Consider the following 17,434-nt stretch of genomic DNA (forward strand, 5'->3'; position numbering starts at 1 on the left):
CGGGCCTGTCACGAATCTCTGGTCTCAGAAGGAGCCGCCGAACTGCAATAGCGCGGAAATTTCGCGGTCTTTCGCGTAGGCCGCAGACAATTGCACACCGAAGAGGCTCAGACCTGCGGTCACGGTGCCGTACTTGGCTTTGAAATCGTTGCGATAGCCGGCGCGGATCTTGGCCACACTCCATGCATTGAGCTCACCGCCAATGGCCCAGATCTGGCTGGCTTCGCTGCCTTGTCCCACGACCTTGTTGCTGGTCAGGTCGAGGTCGGATGTGACCGTGAAGAACTTGTGGGTGTAAGCCGCGCCCACGCGCAACTGGGGCGCCATCTTGACGTCCTGGGTCACGTCAAATGTCTTGTAGGTGTGTGGGATGAGGTTGCGCACCACGAGGCCCACTCGGACATTTTCCAGCTGGCCTTGCTCAAACTGCTTGGCAATACCGACGTCCAGGTTGACACTGGTGTAACTCTTCTTGTTTTTGCTCAGGCTGATGGAGTCCGCATCCACCGAGGTGTCGGTGGCGACCGTGGTGACTTGCTGAATCTTGGGGGTGATGCCGACCATGAAGGTCTGGTCCTGCAGGGTCAGTTCACGGGCCATCGAGACACCGATGTCGGTGACCGATACGCCCAGGACGTGGGCCTTGGACTGCAGGTCGCCGTTGCCCAGAATCAGGTCGCCGTTGGAGTCAATCACCTGACGCGCCTTGGGGCCGTTGGTGTTGTTGTTGGCGATGATTTCGTTGGTCGCGTCGACGATGTTGGTGATCGTGGTGTCGATCTGATTCAAATCGCTTTGAGCCACATCGGTGGTGATGCGGGCAAAGGTTTCATTGGAAACACTGAATGCGGCCTTGTATTCCCAGCGAGGGATGGCCAGAGCCAGTGTGCCGCCGGCACCCAATTGAAACGCCTTCTGATTGACTGCATTCAGGTCACGCAAGAGCTGATCGGATGCGGTCTTGAGGTTCTGGGCCGATGTTTGAAAGGCGGCTGCATTGTCGTGCGAGTTCAGGTAGCGATCGAGCTGATTGGAGAAGTTCGTCGCAGCTGAGTCAAAGCCATCGATGGAGCCGTTGTCGTTGAAATCCTGAACGCTTTTCACCGCGCCGTCGTTGCCCGTGGCACGAATGCCAACACTGGGGGCGATGAAGGAAAAGCGGGTGGTGTCGCTCTTGATGGCCAGCAGGGCCGGGTTGTACAGGCTCGCGGCTGCGTGCTCCGATGAGGCCACACCCGCGCCCCCCATGGCAAATCCGCGGGCCTCGAACGGCGTGAATGGCGCGGCCAGACTCAGCGTCGGGGCCAGCAAAGCGCCAATTGCAATGCAGATGTTCGAGCGTGACACCATGAGGAGGTTTCCTTGCGTTGAAAAGTTTTGTAAATGGATTTTTCAGTATAGGTGGCGCCTTCCCAGGCAAGCAAGCGCACGATCGCTGCAATAACAGAAGTAAGCGCGACTATTTCTGAATTCACAAACTCTCGGAAATCGCCTTCAACAGAATCGGTACGGAAACGGGCTTGTGCAGCAGCCGCAGTCCTGCCTCGTGGGCTTCCTTCAGGCGGCTGTCCGCGGTGTCGCCGCTGATCAGAAGGGCCGGCAGGTCGGGCCAGACCTGCCTTAGCTTGCGTATGGCCTTGATGCCACTTTCCTGTCCGCGCAAACGGAAATCGGCCAGAACCAGATCGGGACGATCCGAGACGGCTTGCTGCATGGCTTCGTCGGTGGCGGCCACGGCGGTTACGCGGCAGCCGTGCGCCTCCAGCAGGCTTTTCATGGCCATCAGGATCGAAGGTTCGTCATCGATCACCAGCACATGGCAATGCGGAATCGAGCAGGTAGATGGCGGGGCGGAATCGGGTTCCTCCGCCACATTCGAACTGCGTGCGAGTGTCAGGGTCACGCGGGTGCCGATGCCGGGCTCCGATGTCAACGACAGCGGGATCCCCAGCAAACTGGTCAGCCGCCGCACAATGGCCAGCCCCAGGCCCAATCCGCGTGTCCGGTCTCGCTCTGGGTTGTCCAATTGGTAAAACTCTTCGAAAACTCGCTCGGCTTCGCTGGTGGGAATGCCGCGCCCGGTGTCCTGCACGATCAGGTGAACAGTGCGGCCGGGTTCGGCTTGCGGCACCTGAATACGCAGCCAGACTGAGCCGGCATCGCAGTACTTCACGGCGTTGTCGAGCAGGTTGCGCACGATGCGTTCGAGCAGCAGCGGGTCGCTGTCAACATACACCTGCGGTTGCGATGGCAAATCCAGCGTCAGTTGAAGCTGCTTTTGCTGCGCCAATGGGGCGAACTCGTCGTGCATTCGATGTGCAAAGCGCACGATGTCGACCGGGGTGCAGCGGGCGGTGATGATCCCGGCATCGAGCTTGGAGATGTCGAGCAGGCCCGTGAGTTGATCGCGCAGCATGGCCAGTGCGTCATCCATTTGCCCGATGATGTGGCGAGCTTGCGGGGTGAGCGCATGCGTGTGCAAGGCTGCAGTGAACAGCGTCAAGGTGTGGAGCGGTTGCCGCAGGTCGTGGCTGGCGGAGGCCAGGAATCGCGTTTTGGCCGCGTTGGCTTCTTCTGCTTGCGTCAGCGCCTGACGCAAATCTCGGTTCAGGCGCCACTGTTTGATCTGCATGGCAATCGAGCGCTGCAGCGAACTGTAGGCGCCACGGGCGAGGGAAATCAGGATGCCGAGATAGGCGAGCAGAAACAGGGCCATGGCCAGCCCGATCCATCGGCTGGCTGCGGCCAGTGGCGTGACGGCCCAGGCCAGCGACAGCGACAACATGGTGGGCAGCGCGAAGGCCAGAAAGATGCGTGGCTGGCCCGCAGTGGTGCCCACGGCACCCGTGGTGATCCCGGCCATGATGAGTGTCACCACCGATCGCTGGCCTTCGGTCAGGTAGGGAAAGAAGGCTGCTGAACCCGCGTGGCACAGGCCGTTGAGTGCACTGAGCGCGATCGCCATGCGAATGCGCCGCGCCATGGGGCGACGCGACAGCGGCAGGCGAGACAGGATGCGCCAGCGCAACCCCTGTGTGAACCAGATGGAGATCGCCCAGGTCAGCAAAGCCCAGTGCGGGGCGCTGTCCCACGCCATGATGCAAACTACTGCGGCGGCGGCACCCACTGGCCAGGGTACTTTGGTGACCTGATTGGCCAGCAACAGCAGGATCTGGTGGTCAACCGACATGCGCCGGGGCACATCGGACGGGACGGGGGGGGGGGGTGTTGGCCGGCTGCATGGCCCCAGATTATTCCGGGCGCAGCGGTTGGAGATCTTGAAAAAGTTGCAGCTCGTGGGCGCGGTACATGGCCTGGGCGCGGTTGTTCACCCCCAGCAGCTGGTAAACGGTCCACAAATGCGCCTTGACTGTGCCTTCGGCAATGCCGATATCGCGCGCAATGACCTTGTTGGGCTTGCCTTGCAGCAGACCTCGCAGTACCGCCAGTTGGCGTTGACTGAGTTGGCTGGTCAGGGGGTGGCCGTTCGTTTTGCTGATCGAGCTGGTCTGCAGCGCTTGAGGCGGAAGGTAAACGCCGTGGGCCAGCACCAGTTGAATGGCCTGCTTGGTCACGGCCACGTTGGTGCTTTTGGGAATGAAGCCGCTGGCCCCGGCCTGAATGGTCTGGGCAATCAGGTTGGGGTCGTCTTCGCCGGAAATCACCACGATCGGCGTGTCCGAAAAAGTGGCTTTCATCTGGTTGAGCCCGTCGAGCCCGTGAACGTGCGGTAGGTGCAAGTCCAGCAGCACCAGATCGAAGGTGCGATCGCGCAGAGCCAATGCGTCGAACAGGCTGCCCACCTGCTCGACGGACGCCTGAGGTGCCAGCCCCACGATGAGATTGCTCAGGCCATCTCGGAACAAGGGGTGGTCATCGACCAACAAGACGGACAGATCAGGACTCATGCCAAGGGGGTGGCGCTGGGCAGGTAAGTTTGCGGTGGGCCAGAGTGTAGCGGTCGCAACCCAGGTCTGACATCCATTTCATGCATAAATACGGACGAAATCGTCCATGTTGTCCGAATCTCCGCGCTTGCTCAGGAAGTGCGATGATTGATGCCATGAGTCTGGGTGAATTTGATCTGATCGAGCGCTACTTCTGGCGCCGCGCGGGCGAGGGCCCGCATCGCGCAGTCATCGGCAATGGCGATGACTGCGCCGTCATTGCGCCAACGCCGGGTATGCAACTGGCCGTTTCTACGGACACGCTGGTGGAAGGGCGACATTTCTTGTCCACGGTCAATCCTGCACGCCTGGGGCACAAGGCTTTGGCTGTGAATCTGTCTGATCTGGCCGCGTGTGGTGCGCGGCCTCTGGCGTTCACACTCGCGCTGACCTTGCCGCGAGTAGATCAGGATTGGTTGTCAGATTTTTCTCAAGGCTTGCTCGCGCTCGCAGATGAGCACGATTGCGAGCTCATTGGCGGCGACACGACTGCAGGGCCTTTGGCCATTGGCATCACGGTCATGGGCGAAGTGCCGGCCGGACATGCCTTGCTGCGCAGTGGGGCTCAGGCGGGGGATGACATCTGGGTGAGTGGCTGGCCGGGCGAAGCGCGACTGGCGCTGGAAGCTTTTCGCGGCACCTTGCACCCGGGGCTGATGCCGCATACCTTTGACGCGGTGCGCATGGCGATGGAACTGCCTACCCCTCGTGTCACGTTAGGGCAGGGGTTGCGGGGTGTGGCCACCAGCGCCATCGACGTGTCGGATGGCCTGCTGGGAGACCTGGGGCATATCTTGCGGCGCAGTCGGGTGGGCGCGTCGCTCATCCTGGATGCCTTGCCGATCAGCGCGCATTTGCAGGAGCGTCCCTCTGCCGAGCAACTTGACTGCATTCTGGCGGGTGGCGACGACTATGAACTCGTGTTCACCAGCCCACCCAATCAGCGTGAAGCCGTGCGCGCACTGGAGCAGCAACTGGGCTTGCTGTTGACGCGCATCGGCCGCATTGAGGCCGAGCCAGGCTTGAGGCTTTGGCGAGGGGAGCTAGACCAATGGGAGGGCGATCCTGCCTTGAAGCCGGTCGACAATCGGTGGACCTCGTTTGACCATTTCAAAGGGACGCCATGAGTGTCTATCGCCACGACGTTGAAGACGCGCAAGAGGTGGGGGCGCCTCGGCGTGCCAATGCGCACCTGCTTTGGAGTCACCCCGCGCACTTCATCGCTTTCGGCGCAGGCAGTGGCCTGAGCCCCATCGCCCCGGGCACTGTGGGCACGCTTTGGGGCTGGATCACATTTGCCGCCTTGCAAGCCCGGTTTGGCTTCGGGCCTCAAGCGGACCTGGCTTGGGCAGGGCTGCTGGTGGTGAGCTGGTTCGTGGGTTGGTGGGCTTGCACCCACACCGCCCGCAGTCTGCGGGTGGCCGATCCTGGTTCGGTTGTCTGGGACGAAATCTGGGCCATCTGGCTCGTGCTTTGGGTGGTCACCCCCATGGACTGGAAGGGGCAGTTGCTGGCGGTGGTCACCTTCCGCATTTTTGACGCGCTCAAGCCGGGGCCGGTGCGCTGGGCTGATCAGTTATTCAAACAGAAGCCCGGTCAGCCCATAGGCTGGGCGCAAGGATTGGGCATCATGTTTGACGACCTGGTCGCCGCCTTGTGTACCTTGCTATTCCTGGCCTTGGCGGTCGCTTTGCGTCAGGGTGGGGTGGGTGTCACCCTGTTGCCGTGAGGAGGAGAGCTTGGCTTCGCAACCGTGTTCGCTTCCTCTGTCAGACCTCGCGCAGGCGCTCCTGGCGCGCGGTTGGATGATCGCCACCGCCGAGTCCTGTACCGGCGGACTCATCGCTGCCAGTTGCACTGACCTGGCTGGTTCCAGTGCCTGGTTTGATCGGGCCGTGGTGACATACAGCAACGAAGCCAAGGCCGAGTTGCTGGGCGTACCGCCAGATCTCATTGCTGCGCATGGCGCGGTCAGCGAGTCGGTCGCGCGTGCCATGGCAGAAGGCGTGCTCCAGCGCTCGCGCGCCCAACTGGCGGTGGCCGTGACGGGCATTGCCGGCCCCAGCGGGGGCACGGCAGACAAGCCAGTTGGCACCGTGTGGCTGGCCTGGGCTGAGCGTGGTGGAGTCACCCAAGCCGTGTGTCAGCACTTTGATGGCGACCGCGCCGCCGTGCGCTGGGCCACGGTGCGCTGTGCGCTGGAAGGGCTGTTGCAGCGTATCTGCTGAGCAATCTGTGTTTTTGGCAGATGCTTAGAAGGAAATAATTGTTTTGCGAATAAGTAATGCCTTTCAAAATGCGTTGATCGCATGAGGAGAGGCGTCATGAATTTTCAGCAATTGCGCTCGGTGCGCGAAGCCGTTCGTCAGGGCTTCAACCTGACCGAGGTGGCCCAGGTTCTGCACACGTCGCAGCCCGGGGTCAGTCGCCAGATTCGCGAACTGGAAGACGAGTTGGGCATCGAGTTGTTCATCCGGGCAGGCAAGCGCCTGACCGGGCTGACCGATCCCGGCACCCAGGTGTTGCCCATCATCGAGCGTTTGCTGGCCGATTCCGACAACCTGCGCAACGCCGCCCGTGACTTTTCTGCGCACGACGCAGGCCCCTTGTCGATTGCAGCCACCCACTCGCAGGCTCGCTACGCCCTGCCTGCCGCGGTGCGCGACTTCCGTCAGTTGTATCCCCAGGTCACCTTGAGCCTGCACCAAGGCTCGCCGAAACAGATTGCCGAAATGCTGCTGTCAGGCGAGGCCGATGTGGCCATTGCCACCGAGGCGCTCACGCAATATGAGCAGTTGGTGACCCTGCCCTGCTACCGCTGGACCCACAGCGTGGTGGTCCCTAACGGACATCCGTTGTTGGATGGGCAGCCGCTGACTTTGGAGCGCTTGGCCAAATACCCCTTGGTGACCTATGACGCGGGCTACACCGGTCGTTCGCACATTGACCAGGCGTTCGAGCGCGCCGGCATTCAGCCCAGCATTGTGCTGACCGCCATGGACGCGGACGTGATCAAAACCTATGCCGAACTGGGTTTGGGGGTGGGAATCGTGGCGTCGATTGCCTACGACGAAGAGCGCGATCGCAACTTGCAAGCCTTGGATGCGGGTCATCTGTTCGAAGTGAACATGACGCGCTTGGCATTCCGCCGCGGTGCATTCTTGCGCGGCTATGTCTATGCCTTCATTGAAACCTTCGCGCCACCTCTGACGCGTCAGGTCGTCGAGCAGGCTGCCGCCCAGGCCAGCGCGGCCTGAGCAGGGGCAACCTGCTCAGGGCCTGGATCAGGCCTTGCGGCGCTTGGCTGCTACGCCCGCCACGGCCAGACCCGCCAACACCATGGCGGTGGTGGTGGGCTCAGGCACAGCAGGAGCCGCCTGGTCAATGTAGAAATTGTCCATACCGAAGCAATAGGCGTTCTTCGAGGTGATCGTGAACGACGTGATGCCCAGGAAGCTGGGGCCCATGTACATGCGGGCAATGCCGTCGCCATCCGCACCGAAATAGTCCTTGGCGAAGCCCCAGTCAGAAGAGGGCAGCTTCAACGAGGTGCCGTTGGACGCGGTGATCCACGAATCTTCCAGACCGCTTGCTTGGCCACCGCCCGTGGTGGTGTTGGAGGTCAAGTCGAAATAGGTCAGATCGAATGCCTTGCCATCCACCTTGGTGAAGGTGATGGACGTGATGCCGTCGTCCCAGTGGGCGTGGATCACGTCGTTGCCGACAAAGCCGCCTGCACCGATGGAGTAGTAGTCGCCAATGATGCCGCTGGTTGCGCCGTTGAACGACACCAGAATGCCGTCTTCCTCATAGCTGGCCACGCCGTAGTGGACCACGCTGTTGTTGGTGGTGGCGGTGGCGCCGCCAGCCAAGGTGACCACACCACCGGTGAAGTCGATGACCACGGCATGAGCTGCCGGGGCAGACAAAGCCAAAGCGCTGGCCAGAGCCAGAGCGCTTGCGGTAAAGGTTTTCATGAAAGGCCTCTCTTTGATTGTGAACGTGCCACTGCCGCCTCGCGTGGGCGGTTGGGCCTCACATCCTACGGTGCGACCTGCTGCAGGCCTACCTGCAAACTAGGGGGGCGTCGTTTGTTATTGACCTGGGTCAGGCCAGCGCGGGCTGGGAAACAGCCGCTCCAGTGCGGCATCGATGATCAAGCCCCACAGGCTGTAGAGCACCGATCCCAACAAGGCATCCCAGAAACTGTTGACCTGGAAGCCTTCAAGCAGGCCGGAGGCCATTTGAAACGTCAAGGCATTGATGACGAACAGAAACAAGCCTAATGTCAGCACGGTCACCGGCAAGGTCAGCAAGATCAACAACGGTCGAACGAAGGCGTTGATCAAGCCCATGACCAGCGCGGCCCACATGGCTGCGCCAAAGCTCTTGACGTGAATGCCCGTGTCCCACTGAGTGATCAGCACCAGAGCAGCTGCCAACAGCAGCCATCGCAGAATCAGCTTCATGGCGCCATCATAATCAGGACCCGATCCTTCTGCCTGAGGAGTACACGATGTACACCCTGCACATTGCCAACAAGCTGTACTCGTCGTGGTCGATGCGACCCTGGGTCTTGATGCGCCAACTCGGCATTCCCTTTCGGGAGGTGATGCATCGCTTCGGCGATGTGGCCGATTGGGCTGCTTATTGCCAACTGGCGCCAAATGGCAAGGTGCCGTGCCTTGAAGATGGCTCCACTGTGGTGTGGGACTCGCTGAGCATTGTCGAATACCTGGCTGAAGCCCACCCCCAGGTGTGGCCCGACGATCCGCTGGCGCGGGCCTGGGCTCGCAGTGCTGTGGCTGAAATGCATTCGGGCTTCCAGGCCTTGCGCCAGCATTGCTCTATGCATTGCAACTGGCGCGTGCGACTGCATGAGGTGCCTGATGCGGTGCGCCGAGACGTTGATCGCATCGAGGCCCTGTGGCAGCAAGGCCTGACTCGCTTCGGCGGCCCCTATCTGGCCGGAGAACGGTTCACAGCAGTCGATGCGTTCTACGCTCCGGTTGCCATTCGGTTTCAAACCTATGGTCTGGCACCTGAGGCCAGCGTGAGTCCGTACTGGCAACGCCTGTTGAATGAGCCTGCGGTGCAGGCCTGGCAGGAGCAAGCGCATCAAGAGCCTTGGGCTGATCCAGCTCATGAGCAAGACATCCTCGCGGTGGGCGTGGTCTGGCAAGACTTGCGTGCCGGCGGCGTTTGAGTTACATCAAGCGACTGAGGACCGCCTCTTGAAGTCTGGGTGCGGGTCTCTATATTTCAGTCATCGCAGTTCTTGTTTGAACCATCACTTCAAGGAGTGTCACGATGAGCCTGCTACCTGCCCGTACCAGTCTGTTTGACGACCTGTTTCGTGATCTGGCGTCCGGCTACTACATCAAGCCGCTGCATGGCGATCCTTTGCCTGCCCAGATCAAGATCGATGTGAAGGAAGTGGGGAACGCCTATCAAGTGCAGGCGGAAATCCCCGGGGTTCCCAAAGAAGACATTCATGTGGAAGTTCATGGCGCCCTGGTTACCTTGCGTGCCGAGGTCAAGCAGCAAGACAGCCAGAATCGAGACGAGCGTGTGCTGCGCAGTGAGCGTTACTACGGCAGCGTCAGTCGCAGTTTCGAGTTGCCAACCGAAATCGATGCGGCGGAAACCACCGCCAAGTTTGCCGATGGCATCCTGACGCTGCAATTGCCGAAAAAGCAGAAGTCACCGAACGGCAACCGCATTCGCATCGACTGAGCGAAGACGGAGCGTGGAGGGGCCGCCCCTCCCGTGCGTGGGGCGTAGGGGGTGTGCCATCATCGGCCCATGCACAGACATCCTTCTCTTCCCCTTTGGTCCATGGTCGCGCCGCTCGCGGCCATGGCAGTTTTGGCCGGCGCAAGGCTTGGGTTCGGTCAATGGTATGCCTTGCTTTCGGCGGGTGCCTTGTTCGCGGCTGTGACGGCCGCGGTTCACCATGCCGAAGTGGTGGCGCATCGTGTGGGCGAGCCCTTCGGAACCTTTCTGCTCGCGATCGCGATCACCGTCATTGAGGTGGCGCTCATCGTGTCACTGATGATTGCCGGTGGCCCCCAAGCAACCGCGCTGGCGCGTGACACCGTGTTTGCGGCGGTCATGCTGATCCTGAATGTCATGGTTGGGATCTGCCTGCTGGTGGGTGGATCGCGCTTCCATGAACAGCAGTTTGGCCGGCATGGTGTACATGCCAGTCTGGCAACCCTGTCTGCCATTTCCGTGTTGACCATGGTGTTGCCCAACTACACGACCACCACGCCCGGGCCCTCATACAGCCCGAGCCAGCTGGCCTTCATTGCTGTGGTGTCGTTGGTGCTGTACGGCACGTTCGTGCTGGTCCAGACCGTTCGCCATCGCGACTACTTTTTGCCGGCCGATGGGCGTGGTCTGACAGAAGAGGCGCATGCCGAGCCGCCCTCGGGCCGGGTGGCCTTGGTCAGCTTGGCGCTTTTGCTGGTCAGCCTGGTGGCGGTGGTGCTCTTGGCCAAAGGATTGGCGCCCCTCATCGAAAAAGGGGTCATGGCACTGGGGGCTCCGCCAGCCCTGGTTGGCATCATTGTGGCCATCGTCGTCTTGCTGCCTGAAGGGGTGGCCGCTTTTCGAGCTGCGCGGTCGAATCGGCTGCAAACCAGTTTGAATCTGGCTCTGGGCTCGGCGCTGGCCAGCATCGGGCTGACCATTCCTGCAGTGGCCATCGTGTCGTTGGTGACGGGGTGGACCTTGACGCTGGGCTTGGACCTGAAGTCCACCGTCTTGCTCATGTTGTCACTTTTGGTCGCCACCCAATCGTTGGGTACGGGCCGCACCACGGTGCTGCAAGGGGCGGTGCACTTGGTCATTGGCGCGGTGTATCTCTTTACGACCATCGTGCCTTGATGCCGCCTGGCAGAACCCATTTCCGCATTGCGAAGCTTTTTGTAAAAGCCAGGGTTTTCACCTAAATTTCACACACATTTCCGGCTGAATCGTGCAAACTGCACAGCATAAAAAGGCGAAAACGCCTATCGGGAGTGTCGTTTTGAAAACCCTGACTGTGAATCCGTCACCCAACACACATGCGCGCCGGTTCGTGGCGCATGGCGCTGCCAAGGTCGCCGGCAACGCGCAAAGCCATGGATCTTTGCCCTTGCCTGAGGTGACCTACGTCGATTGGTCCGAATGGGAGCGCGTGGCGGCCAAATCGCTGCCCCCAACTCATCAGGATCTGCTGGCTCCCGCCTTGCGCAAACCGACCCGTTGAATCAGCCCGTCTGAGGGGCTTCCCCTCCTTGTCCAGCCCCTTCGATTGGTGGGCTGTGATGCGTTTGTGCCCGGGCTACACTGCCGCCGAACAGACAAGCGGGGGAGTGAGCCGTGTGGAAGTTTTCAGGCCATCGAATGCTGGTAAAGGCCTCGGTGTGGGCTGTGCTTGGTGGGGTGAGCGCGCTCGTGCACGCCCAGAATGCGGCGAAGCCGGCAGCCGTTGAAGCTGAGCCAGTCGATCTCTATCAGCTTGGGTTTGCCGCCTACCAGAAGGGCAGCTTCGATCTGGCCGTCAAAAAGCTGGAAGCGCCAGCAGCCGAAGGCAATCAAGACGCCTTGTTCTACCTGGCCGAATCGGTGTACTTTCATACTGGCCGTGACGGGCATCTGACGCAAGCCTTCAACCTTCACAAACTGGGTGCCAAGGCCCGTGATCCACGGTCGATGTTTCGCTTGTCAGAAATGATGGCGGTCGGGGTACCTGAGCCGGCAGACATCAATCAAGCCCTGGCCGTGTTGGGCCAAGCCGCAGAAGCTGGTTACCAACCCGCGCAGTTGGCCTACGCATCGTTTTACAAGGCGAGGGCTTTGGTCAACGAAGAGGCTGCCTTGTTGAAGCACTTTGAGGCGGTCATTGAGACCGACCCAGCGGCGGCAGGTACACCTGGGCACGCCTTTGGCGTCGCCCCGCAAGCCACCTGTGGCGACCTGCAGCAAGCCGCGATGCTCTCGAAAGTGGCCAACCAACTGTACGTAGGCTATTTGCATGAACTGCTCAGGGGCTACTACGGCAGCGAGCCTGATGGCGTGATGGTGCGCCCCCATCTGGCTACCTTCTATGCGCACGTGATCGATGCCGGCCGAGCCTGGTTTGATACCTGCCGAATTGCCGCAGGGGTGGGGCGAGAGGCCCGCACGACCGGGCGCCGCGTTCAGCAACACGGCTTGACCGAGTTGGCTGATGCTGCGGGAGCAGTCAACGCGACACGCTGGCTCCTGCCCTTTGAGCCCGACGCCTCTGCTTACCGCCTCGGTGCCGAAGTGGGGCCAGCGGCCTTTGCCAAACACTCACAAGCATGGAAGGCTTGCCCGCGTGGTGTCTTGCTGCAGGCTGTTCAAACAGCCAATCAGCCTGATCTGAATAAGCAATGTTTGCCAGTCGAGTACGGCATGGTGGCCGCAACTGGCCGCAGTCTGAAGGCTTCGCTGCCAGAGACCAACGGGTTCGTTCCCTCACGCTTCTATCCCGAGGTGCAGGTGATTGGGCAGTTTGGGAAGGTGTTTTATTTGTGGCAGGAGTGAGGGTGTATGACTTACTCGGGAGTTTGACTCGGTACCTTTGCGGTAAGTCGTTGGCCGATCTGTTTTTCTATTTTTGCAAGTAGTGACTGTTGGACGAGGGCTTGTGTCAGTACAGGCAGAAGAAATGCCGGTACAAGAAGTGTGGGGACGCCCCATGCAACAACAGAAAAAACCGGATATACCTTGTATAGGCTGAGGCCCAATACCATACAGACGAGCCCAGAAATGGCTATAGGCACGCCAATTTTGGGACTCAATTTTGTAACGACAGTAGGTGGGTAGTCTAAGAAAAATCTACTGAACTCTTCCAAGTCTATTCTGTTGCCCTTAATTGTATTTAGTATCTCTTTTCTGGAGTCGATGGATATCGATTTGTAATATCTGTAAGACTTGACTGAATTTAGTATTGCTGTCGTTGTGATTGCCGCTATGGTGCAGGCCCCAAGCCAGCTTGTAGGTGGAATTACAAAAAATATTGGGGATCCGATTCCTATCATAAATGCTGATGCAGTGAAGAGGAAAGATCCCTTCGCCAGGAGAATGTATCGAGCCCCCATATTTTGGGCAATCCATATTGCAGCTAGCGTGACCGCTAGTGCTGTGGTGATGGCGGTCGCGATTAGTATTGCTGGAGTGCTGCTTGCTGATCCAGATATTTTTTGAGATATGGCGACATAACCTGTGGCGCCACCAGCAATGAGAAAAATGCTGCAGAAATATAGATTCCAATTAACTTTCATCATCGCGCCAAACTTGCCGCTCGTTCTTTGAGTGAGAAGCTAGAGTCAATCATGTCCACGATAGTGGCGGCAGCTATATAGCCGGCAACGGCAACCAGCCCTACAGTTGCGGCGGATTATGGCTGAAATGGAAGGTTGGAGCGGTGGGTGGGGGCGTCGGAAGTAGAGAACGCCAGGCCAGATATCCCAAGAATGCAGACCTGCCGGCTATGTCTGCCTTGATGGGCGCCGAATAGTCGCTGGCGGCACAAACGTTTGCCAAACAATCCCAGGTTCGGAAGGCGCTGTCCTTGCATGTATTGCTGTATTCGGCTTAACCCGCGAGTCAGCCTGCAGTTCCATCGCGATGTTGAATCAACTGTAAATTTACTTAGGTGATTGTGAGCTATGGATTAAATCGATGGCCCATTGGCTTGGCTGCCTTGCGAAGTGCTAAATCAAAGTTTGATTAGGGCTCAATTGGTGCATTCTTTTTCCGCTCAATTTCTATCTTCTCAGATAGCGTCATGGCGGGAGATGCACTTTGTGCACCGAATCATTGAATGCTAATGTGTGAGCCTTGAATTCGCACAATGAACATGCCGTCATGGCCATTTGGGCCAGTGTGTTCGTCGCTCATTTGAAGAGTCTTCTCGGCAGTGGTAATAGCTTGTGTATCACCGCTCCAAATGCGTAGGCCTAGACTCTAGGTAAGACTATTCGGTAGTTTTTCTCGTAGTGTGGCGAATGCTTTCTCCCCCCAGTGGCGCGGTGGTTCCAGCAGTTTTGGGCGGAAGGTAGTCGTGGTGCTTCAACATCTCGAAAAGAGATTTAAGACAGAGACTCAAAAAAGGGCGGTCTCGGCAAGGTTAACTATGACAAAGCGTAGGCCTCGCGTCCCCGCTATGGCATGGCTGACCAGTAGCATGATTAACAAGTCCGAATGGAAGTTTGGTCATAGATGCGCTGTTGGCTCTTTATGACTGCCCTGCGTGGTGCTGTCGCCGGGGGAGCCTTGGTGATTAAGCAAGGCAAGTAGGCCTTCTTTGGCTCAGTCACGTCGGATTGGCTGAGCCCACGTCACCAATCTCTGTTGCGCTTATTGATCTGGTTGGTAGACTGCCTTGCATTGGTAGACAGGGCCGTCATCCAGCCGAAAGGTAAAGAAAAACTGGCTGTCTTTCTTTGACTTAAAGGGCCAGTCTGGCGTGGGGCCAAAGCGCTCAAAGAAAGCCGTTTTGTTGTTGAGCTTGACGGACATTTTCTTGTCACCGTCGGAGAAGGTAGCCGGTCCCCAGAGGCGATCGATGTGATTGGTTTTTGGGGTGGGATATGTCTCCAACTCCACGCCAATCAGTGCAGTCACAACGTCTTGCGTTAGATCAGGTGGGAGCTTTGCGCCATAGGGCCCCCCGACTCCGACGCCAATTTTTTTGGTTCCAGCAAGGCAGCGAAATATCTCGCTTCCACTGAACTGATTTGCAAAACGGTTCCCCGTTGTATCCGCATTACATTGAATTTGAATGGCCGAAAGGCCTATCAAAAAGACGAATTTGTGGAGCTGCATGTTTAATCGTTCTTAAACCAAAAGGCCTCCTTCGGCGCACTGACCTAGGATCGGGTGAGCCTGCGTCATCAATCTTTGTTGCGCTTATTGATCCGGTTGGTAGACCGCCTTGCATTGGTAGACAGGGCCGTCATCCAGCCGAAAGGTAAAGAAAAACTGGCTGTCTTTCTTTGATTTAAAGGGCCAGTCAGGGGTGGGGCCAAAACGCTCAAAGAAAGCCGTTTTGTTGTTGTTGAGCTTGACGGACATTTTCTTGTCACCGTCGGAGAAGGTGGCCGGGCCCCAGAGCGATTCGATGTGATTGGACGTTTTTGAAGGGTAGCTTTCTATTTCAATCCCAAACTGATCCCTCCGCAACTCATTGGGCATATCGGTAGGCAATTTGGCGCCATAGGGAAGGAGCCCCAAACTTAAACCTAGTTTGGCCTTTCCAAGGTTGCAATCAAAAGTCCCACTTCCGCTGAACTGCGATTCAAATCGAGCAATAGCATTTGGGTGTGTTTGATTTGGTGCCGCCGACGCAACGGTCGCGGCAGCGAGAACAGCATAGAGGATCAATCCGCAGAGGCGTGTTGAGCAGATACTCGATGATTTCATAGCCTTTTGACCCAAATTCCAATAACCTTGCGATGACGCCCTTCCATTTGCTTGGGCCCGTTCGGGCGTTCTGTGCGTGGCGTTCTTGAGATAAAGTCGCTGGCGACAGCCGGTGTTCCCTCATCATCGATACGAACTTCAATGTGTCCGTCAGGCGACCCGTCAGTAGGGCGGTAGACAATCACGGCTCCAACCGGCGCATCCATCGGACCTTCGATGCCGTTGTGTGGGCCGTCAAGCAAGTTCTCATAACCCTGTCTTGCCAACTCCGGTCCTGCGTCCTTCGCGTGTTCTCCCGCCAAATAGCAACTGACCAGTCCACTGGCCTGCAGCGCGATCTTCACATACTTGTAGCAGCGTCCGATGGAAGTGGTTCTGCCCTTCCTGTACTCCGTTATCGCTTCCCCATTGCGTGACTTGATCACGGCAGCTGGTCCATTCAGTGGGACACTCTTTTTCCCATACCCCGCATTTCGGAGCAAGATATCTTGTAGGGCCTTGAGTCGGTCTTCAATGGGCGGCAAAGGTTTTGGGGGCTGGGCGATTTGTACGGGGTTCCCCTGCGAGTTGCGATGGGAACCGCTGGGCCGTGAGTTGGGCTTGCCGGCCAATTGATCGTTACGCTTGTCCTTGACCGTTGCCTTCTTGTGTGAACCCGCAGCGCCCGCATGCGGCTGCAACGGTAGTTCTAGCAATGTACGCGGACTCACCAAGGCCACAGTCATGGGTGTGTGGGCCGCAGTAAAGCGCACGATCTCCTTGAATCCGCCCTCAATCCGCTCAACCAGCACGGTGAGTTCGTGCCCCGCCGAGAAGCCTCCCACGAACGGGCTGCTGCCAAATGCATCGGTCACGCCTCGGTACACTTCCTTGCCCTTGGCCAGTAGCTTAATGCCAAGCCCAGCGATGGGGTTCTTATCCTTGTCCACGACTTGCACGGCGCACTTTGCGCAGCAGCCGAGGTTGTACCCCGCAAACCGTTTCATATAACTGGAGACTTTGGTTCCGTTGGCATCGGCTGCGTTGATCGTTCCGCCACTCTTGAGGAAGGCGATGACGCCGGGATGCTTGGCGTTGCCAAAGCCCTTGAGGTGCGCTGCTGCTATTAAGCCAGACTCTGTAACCTCGACACCACCCACTGTTTTGCCAATGTAGCCATCCAGCTTGTAGCGATGCATGCGTTTGCACAGCAGGGCAACCCAGTCACGTGCAGCGTGGTCTTGAATCTCGGGGGAGGACAAGAACACCTCTTTGGACGTCGCGCCATGCTTGCCCGTCCATGCTCCCGCCCAGTCGTACTTGAACTTGCCGTTTGCGCCGACGTTCTTGCTTCCATCGGCTTTGTAATAGCCAAGATCCACCAGCGCATCTTCGCCAAATTGGTATTTCCCTAGATAACCGTATTGGTTGACGATGTGCGCATTGCCGCCCCCTTCGCTTTCAAACAGAGCGTCAAGGAACTCGCTCAGGCCGCCTGTGGCGTCATTCATAGGCTGCACTCACTTTCTTGCAGCGAGCAATATCTTGTGCTGTTCGTTCTGGCAATTTTGCGACTCGCCTCAGGGTTGCCAAAGCTGTGGCGGATGGACTGCCCAGAATGGTTTCTTCGCAGTGGCTCCAAAGGAGTGCCCCCATTTGGTTGGATGCAGGGCTGTAGTACAGGCCCATGCGCTCAATGTCACATCGATGTGATTGGCAGGTCACATGGACAACGCTGCTTTGCCCGTCGATGTCAAGGACCTCGCCTTGCGTGCTGGGACCCGAGGTGATCCGGGAAACAAAGGTTCGTTCCAGTTTGACCTGCCCAGCAAGAAGCGCATTGAACGTGCTGCTGTAACGTTTGACCTCTTGCGGATGGGCCTTCCCGAAGTCACTACGCGGATCACGAACATCGAACAGGTAAGTGCCTGCAAATACGTTGGCGGTTGCAGCAGATTCATTCGCGACGGGAGTGCCTGCCTTGGCTGAACATCCAGAAATGGCGAATGCCAAAGTGGTGGGCACCAATGCTGACTTCAGCCAATGAATAGGGGTGGTTGACATGG

At 58.5% G+C, this 17,434-nt stretch carries 19 protein-coding genes; 9 read left to right on the top strand and 10 right to left on the bottom strand.

Features of this window, described 5'->3' with window-relative positions; all coding sequences use genetic code 11:
- Positions 1–24 precede the first annotated feature (24 nt).
- From traF to VFW72_RS05360, 3 genes are all read right to left on the bottom strand, one after another.
- A complete protein-coding gene (gene traF / locus VFW72_RS05350; RefSeq protein ID WP_329673234.1) occupies positions 25–1,350 on the bottom strand; it encodes a conjugal transfer protein TraF in 1,326 nt (441 codons plus the stop codon).
- A 121-nt stretch (positions 1,351–1,471) separates the two neighbouring features.
- Entirely contained in the window at positions 1,472–3,190 is a 1,719-nt protein-coding gene (locus VFW72_RS05355) for a hybrid sensor histidine kinase/response regulator (RefSeq protein WP_329673235.1), read from the bottom strand.
- A 61-nt stretch (positions 3,191–3,251) separates the two neighbouring features.
- Positions 3,252–3,908, bottom strand: coding sequence for a response regulator transcription factor (locus VFW72_RS05360; protein WP_329673236.1), 657 nt, complete (start codon positions 3,906–3,908; stop codon positions 3,252–3,254).
- 161 nt (positions 3,909–4,069) lie between these two features.
- Between VFW72_RS05360 and thiL the strand changes: the two genes are divergently transcribed.
- The 4 genes from thiL (at position 4,070) to VFW72_RS05380 (ending at position 7,204) form a co-directional block, all read left to right on the top strand.
- On the top strand, positions 4,070–5,074 hold the full coding sequence (thiL, locus tag VFW72_RS05365; protein ID WP_414638777.1) for a thiamine-phosphate kinase: 1,005 nt from the start codon (positions 4,070–4,072) through the stop codon (positions 5,072–5,074).
- Positions 5,071–5,676, top strand: a complete 606-nt coding sequence (locus VFW72_RS05370; RefSeq protein ID WP_329673238.1) for a phosphatidylglycerophosphatase A — start codon at positions 5,071–5,073, stop codon at positions 5,674–5,676. The genes thiL and VFW72_RS05370 overlap by 4 nt, the downstream gene beginning before the upstream one ends.
- Positions 5,677–5,752: 76 nt before the next feature.
- Positions 5,753–6,175, top strand: a complete 423-nt coding sequence (locus VFW72_RS05375) for a CinA family protein (RefSeq protein WP_329673239.1) — start codon at positions 5,753–5,755, stop codon at positions 6,173–6,175.
- A gap of 96 nt (positions 6,176–6,271) precedes the next feature.
- The gene (locus VFW72_RS05380; protein WP_329673240.1) at positions 6,272–7,204 is read left to right on the top strand and encodes a CysB family HTH-type transcriptional regulator; all 933 of its coding nucleotides are present in this window, start codon (positions 6,272–6,274) and stop codon (positions 7,202–7,204) included.
- Positions 7,205–7,231: 27 nt separating this feature from the next.
- Here the strand turns inward: VFW72_RS05380 and VFW72_RS05385 are convergent, their stop codons facing one another.
- Both VFW72_RS05385 and VFW72_RS05390 read right to left on the bottom strand, forming a co-directional pair.
- Complete coding sequence (locus VFW72_RS05385; protein ID WP_329673241.1) at positions 7,232–7,924, bottom strand: PEP-CTERM sorting domain-containing protein; 693 nt, start codon at positions 7,922–7,924, stop codon at positions 7,232–7,234.
- 117 nt (positions 7,925–8,041) lie between these two features.
- Positions 8,042–8,416: a phage holin family protein gene (locus tag VFW72_RS05390; RefSeq protein ID WP_329673242.1), complete on the bottom strand. Its 375-nt coding sequence runs from the start codon at positions 8,414–8,416 to the stop codon at positions 8,042–8,044.
- A 47-nt stretch (positions 8,417–8,463) separates the two neighbouring features.
- Here VFW72_RS05390 and VFW72_RS05395 point away from each other — a divergent pair, with 47 nt between their 5' ends.
- The 5 genes from VFW72_RS05395 to VFW72_RS05415 all read left to right on the top strand — a co-directional run bounded on the left by VFW72_RS05395 (position 8,464) and on the right by VFW72_RS05415 (position 12,506).
- On the top strand, positions 8,464–9,153 hold the full coding sequence (locus VFW72_RS05395; RefSeq protein ID WP_329673243.1) for a glutathione S-transferase family protein: 690 nt from the start codon (positions 8,464–8,466) through the stop codon (positions 9,151–9,153).
- A gap of 104 nt (positions 9,154–9,257) precedes the next feature.
- Positions 9,258–9,683, top strand: a complete 426-nt coding sequence (locus VFW72_RS05400) for an Hsp20/alpha crystallin family protein (RefSeq protein ID WP_329673244.1) — start codon at positions 9,258–9,260, stop codon at positions 9,681–9,683.
- A 123-nt stretch (positions 9,684–9,806) separates the two neighbouring features.
- Positions 9,807–10,838 (top strand): ionic transporter y4hA, encoded by a 1,032-nt coding sequence (locus VFW72_RS05405; RefSeq protein ID WP_329673245.1) that lies wholly within the window; start codon positions 9,807–9,809, stop codon positions 10,836–10,838.
- Between the two features lie 142 nt (positions 10,839–10,980).
- Positions 10,981–11,202 carry a hypothetical protein gene (locus VFW72_RS05410; RefSeq protein WP_329673246.1) on the top strand — a complete coding sequence of 74 codons (222 nt, stop codon included), beginning with the start codon at positions 10,981–10,983 and terminating at the stop codon, positions 11,200–11,202.
- 137 nt (positions 11,203–11,339) lie between these two features.
- Entirely contained in the window at positions 11,340–12,506 is a 1,167-nt protein-coding gene (locus VFW72_RS05415; protein ID WP_329673247.1) for a hypothetical protein, read from the top strand.
- 11 nt (positions 12,507–12,517) lie between these two features.
- Here the strand turns inward: VFW72_RS05415 and VFW72_RS05420 are convergent, their stop codons facing one another.
- From VFW72_RS05420 to VFW72_RS05440, 5 genes are all read right to left on the bottom strand, one after another.
- The gene (locus VFW72_RS05420; protein WP_329673248.1) at positions 12,518–13,249 is read right to left on the bottom strand and encodes a hypothetical protein; all 732 of its coding nucleotides are present in this window, start codon (positions 13,247–13,249) and stop codon (positions 12,518–12,520) included.
- Between the two features lie 1,075 nt (positions 13,250–14,324).
- Positions 14,325–14,792 carry a hypothetical protein gene (locus tag VFW72_RS05425; RefSeq protein WP_329673249.1) on the bottom strand — a complete coding sequence of 156 codons (468 nt, stop codon included), beginning with the start codon at positions 14,790–14,792 and terminating at the stop codon, positions 14,325–14,327.
- A gap of 84 nt (positions 14,793–14,876) precedes the next feature.
- Positions 14,877–15,389 carry a hypothetical protein gene (locus tag VFW72_RS05430; protein WP_329673250.1) on the bottom strand — a complete coding sequence of 171 codons (513 nt, stop codon included), beginning with the start codon at positions 15,387–15,389 and terminating at the stop codon, positions 14,877–14,879.
- Complete coding sequence (locus tag VFW72_RS05435; RefSeq protein WP_329673251.1) at positions 15,386–16,879, bottom strand: hypothetical protein; 1,494 nt, start codon at positions 16,877–16,879, stop codon at positions 15,386–15,388. The genes VFW72_RS05430 and VFW72_RS05435 overlap by 4 nt, the downstream gene beginning before the upstream one ends.
- The gene (locus tag VFW72_RS05440; RefSeq protein ID WP_329673252.1) at positions 16,872–17,432 is read right to left on the bottom strand and encodes a hypothetical protein; all 561 of its coding nucleotides are present in this window, start codon (positions 17,430–17,432) and stop codon (positions 16,872–16,874) included. Before VFW72_RS05440 ends, VFW72_RS05435 begins: the two co-directional genes overlap by 8 nt.
- Between the last annotated feature and the right edge of the window lie 2 nt (positions 17,433–17,434).

The organism is Aquabacterium sp. (assembly GCF_036273115.1).
Classification (GTDB): domain Bacteria; phylum Pseudomonadota; class Gammaproteobacteria; order Burkholderiales; family Burkholderiaceae_C; genus Aquabacterium.

Coding starts and splice junctions, on each gene's coding strand:
- VFW72_RS05415 (WP_329673247.1), top strand. CDS start 11,340: ATGCTGGTAAAGGCCTCGGTGTGGGCTGTGCTTGGTGGGGTGAGCGCG.
- VFW72_RS05355 (WP_329673235.1), bottom strand. CDS start 3,190: ATGTCGGTTGACCACCAGATCCTGCTGTTGCTGGCCAATCAGGTCACC.
- VFW72_RS05370 (WP_329673238.1), top strand. CDS start 5,071: ATGAGTGTCTATCGCCACGACGTTGAAGACGCGCAAGAGGTGGGGGCG.
- VFW72_RS05435 (WP_329673251.1), bottom strand. CDS start 16,879: ATGAATGACGCCACAGGCGGCCTGAGCGAGTTCCTTGACGCTCTGTTT.
- VFW72_RS05360 (WP_329673236.1), bottom strand. CDS start 3,908: ATGAGTCCTGATCTGTCCGTCTTGTTGGTCGATGACCACCCCTTGTTC.
- traF (WP_329673234.1), bottom strand. CDS start 1,350: ATGGTGTCACGCTCGAACATCTGCATTGCAATTGGCGCTTTGCTGGCC.
- VFW72_RS05390 (WP_329673242.1), bottom strand. CDS start 8,416: ATGAAGCTGATTCTGCGATGGCTGCTGTTGGCAGCTGCTCTGGTGCTG.
- VFW72_RS05405 (WP_329673245.1), top strand. CDS start 9,807: ATGGCAGTTTTGGCCGGCGCAAGGCTTGGGTTCGGTCAATGGTATGCC.
- VFW72_RS05395 (WP_329673243.1), top strand. CDS start 8,464: ATGTACACCCTGCACATTGCCAACAAGCTGTACTCGTCGTGGTCGATG.
- VFW72_RS05430 (WP_329673250.1), bottom strand. CDS start 15,389: ATGAAATCATCGAGTATCTGCTCAACACGCCTCTGCGGATTGATCCTC.
- VFW72_RS05440 (WP_329673252.1), bottom strand. CDS start 17,432: ATGTCAACCACCCCTATTCATTGGCTGAAGTCAGCATTGGTGCCCACC.
- VFW72_RS05425 (WP_329673249.1), bottom strand. CDS start 14,792: ATGCAGCTCCACAAATTCGTCTTTTTGATAGGCCTTTCGGCCATTCAA.
- VFW72_RS05385 (WP_329673241.1), bottom strand. CDS start 7,924: ATGAAAACCTTTACCGCAAGCGCTCTGGCTCTGGCCAGCGCTTTGGCT.
- VFW72_RS05420 (WP_329673248.1), bottom strand. CDS start 13,249: ATGATGAAAGTTAATTGGAATCTATATTTCTGCAGCATTTTTCTCATT.
- VFW72_RS05400 (WP_329673244.1), top strand. CDS start 9,258: ATGAGCCTGCTACCTGCCCGTACCAGTCTGTTTGACGACCTGTTTCGT.
- VFW72_RS05380 (WP_329673240.1), top strand. CDS start 6,272: ATGAATTTTCAGCAATTGCGCTCGGTGCGCGAAGCCGTTCGTCAGGGC.
- VFW72_RS05375 (WP_329673239.1), top strand. CDS start 5,753: ATGATCGCCACCGCCGAGTCCTGTACCGGCGGACTCATCGCTGCCAGT.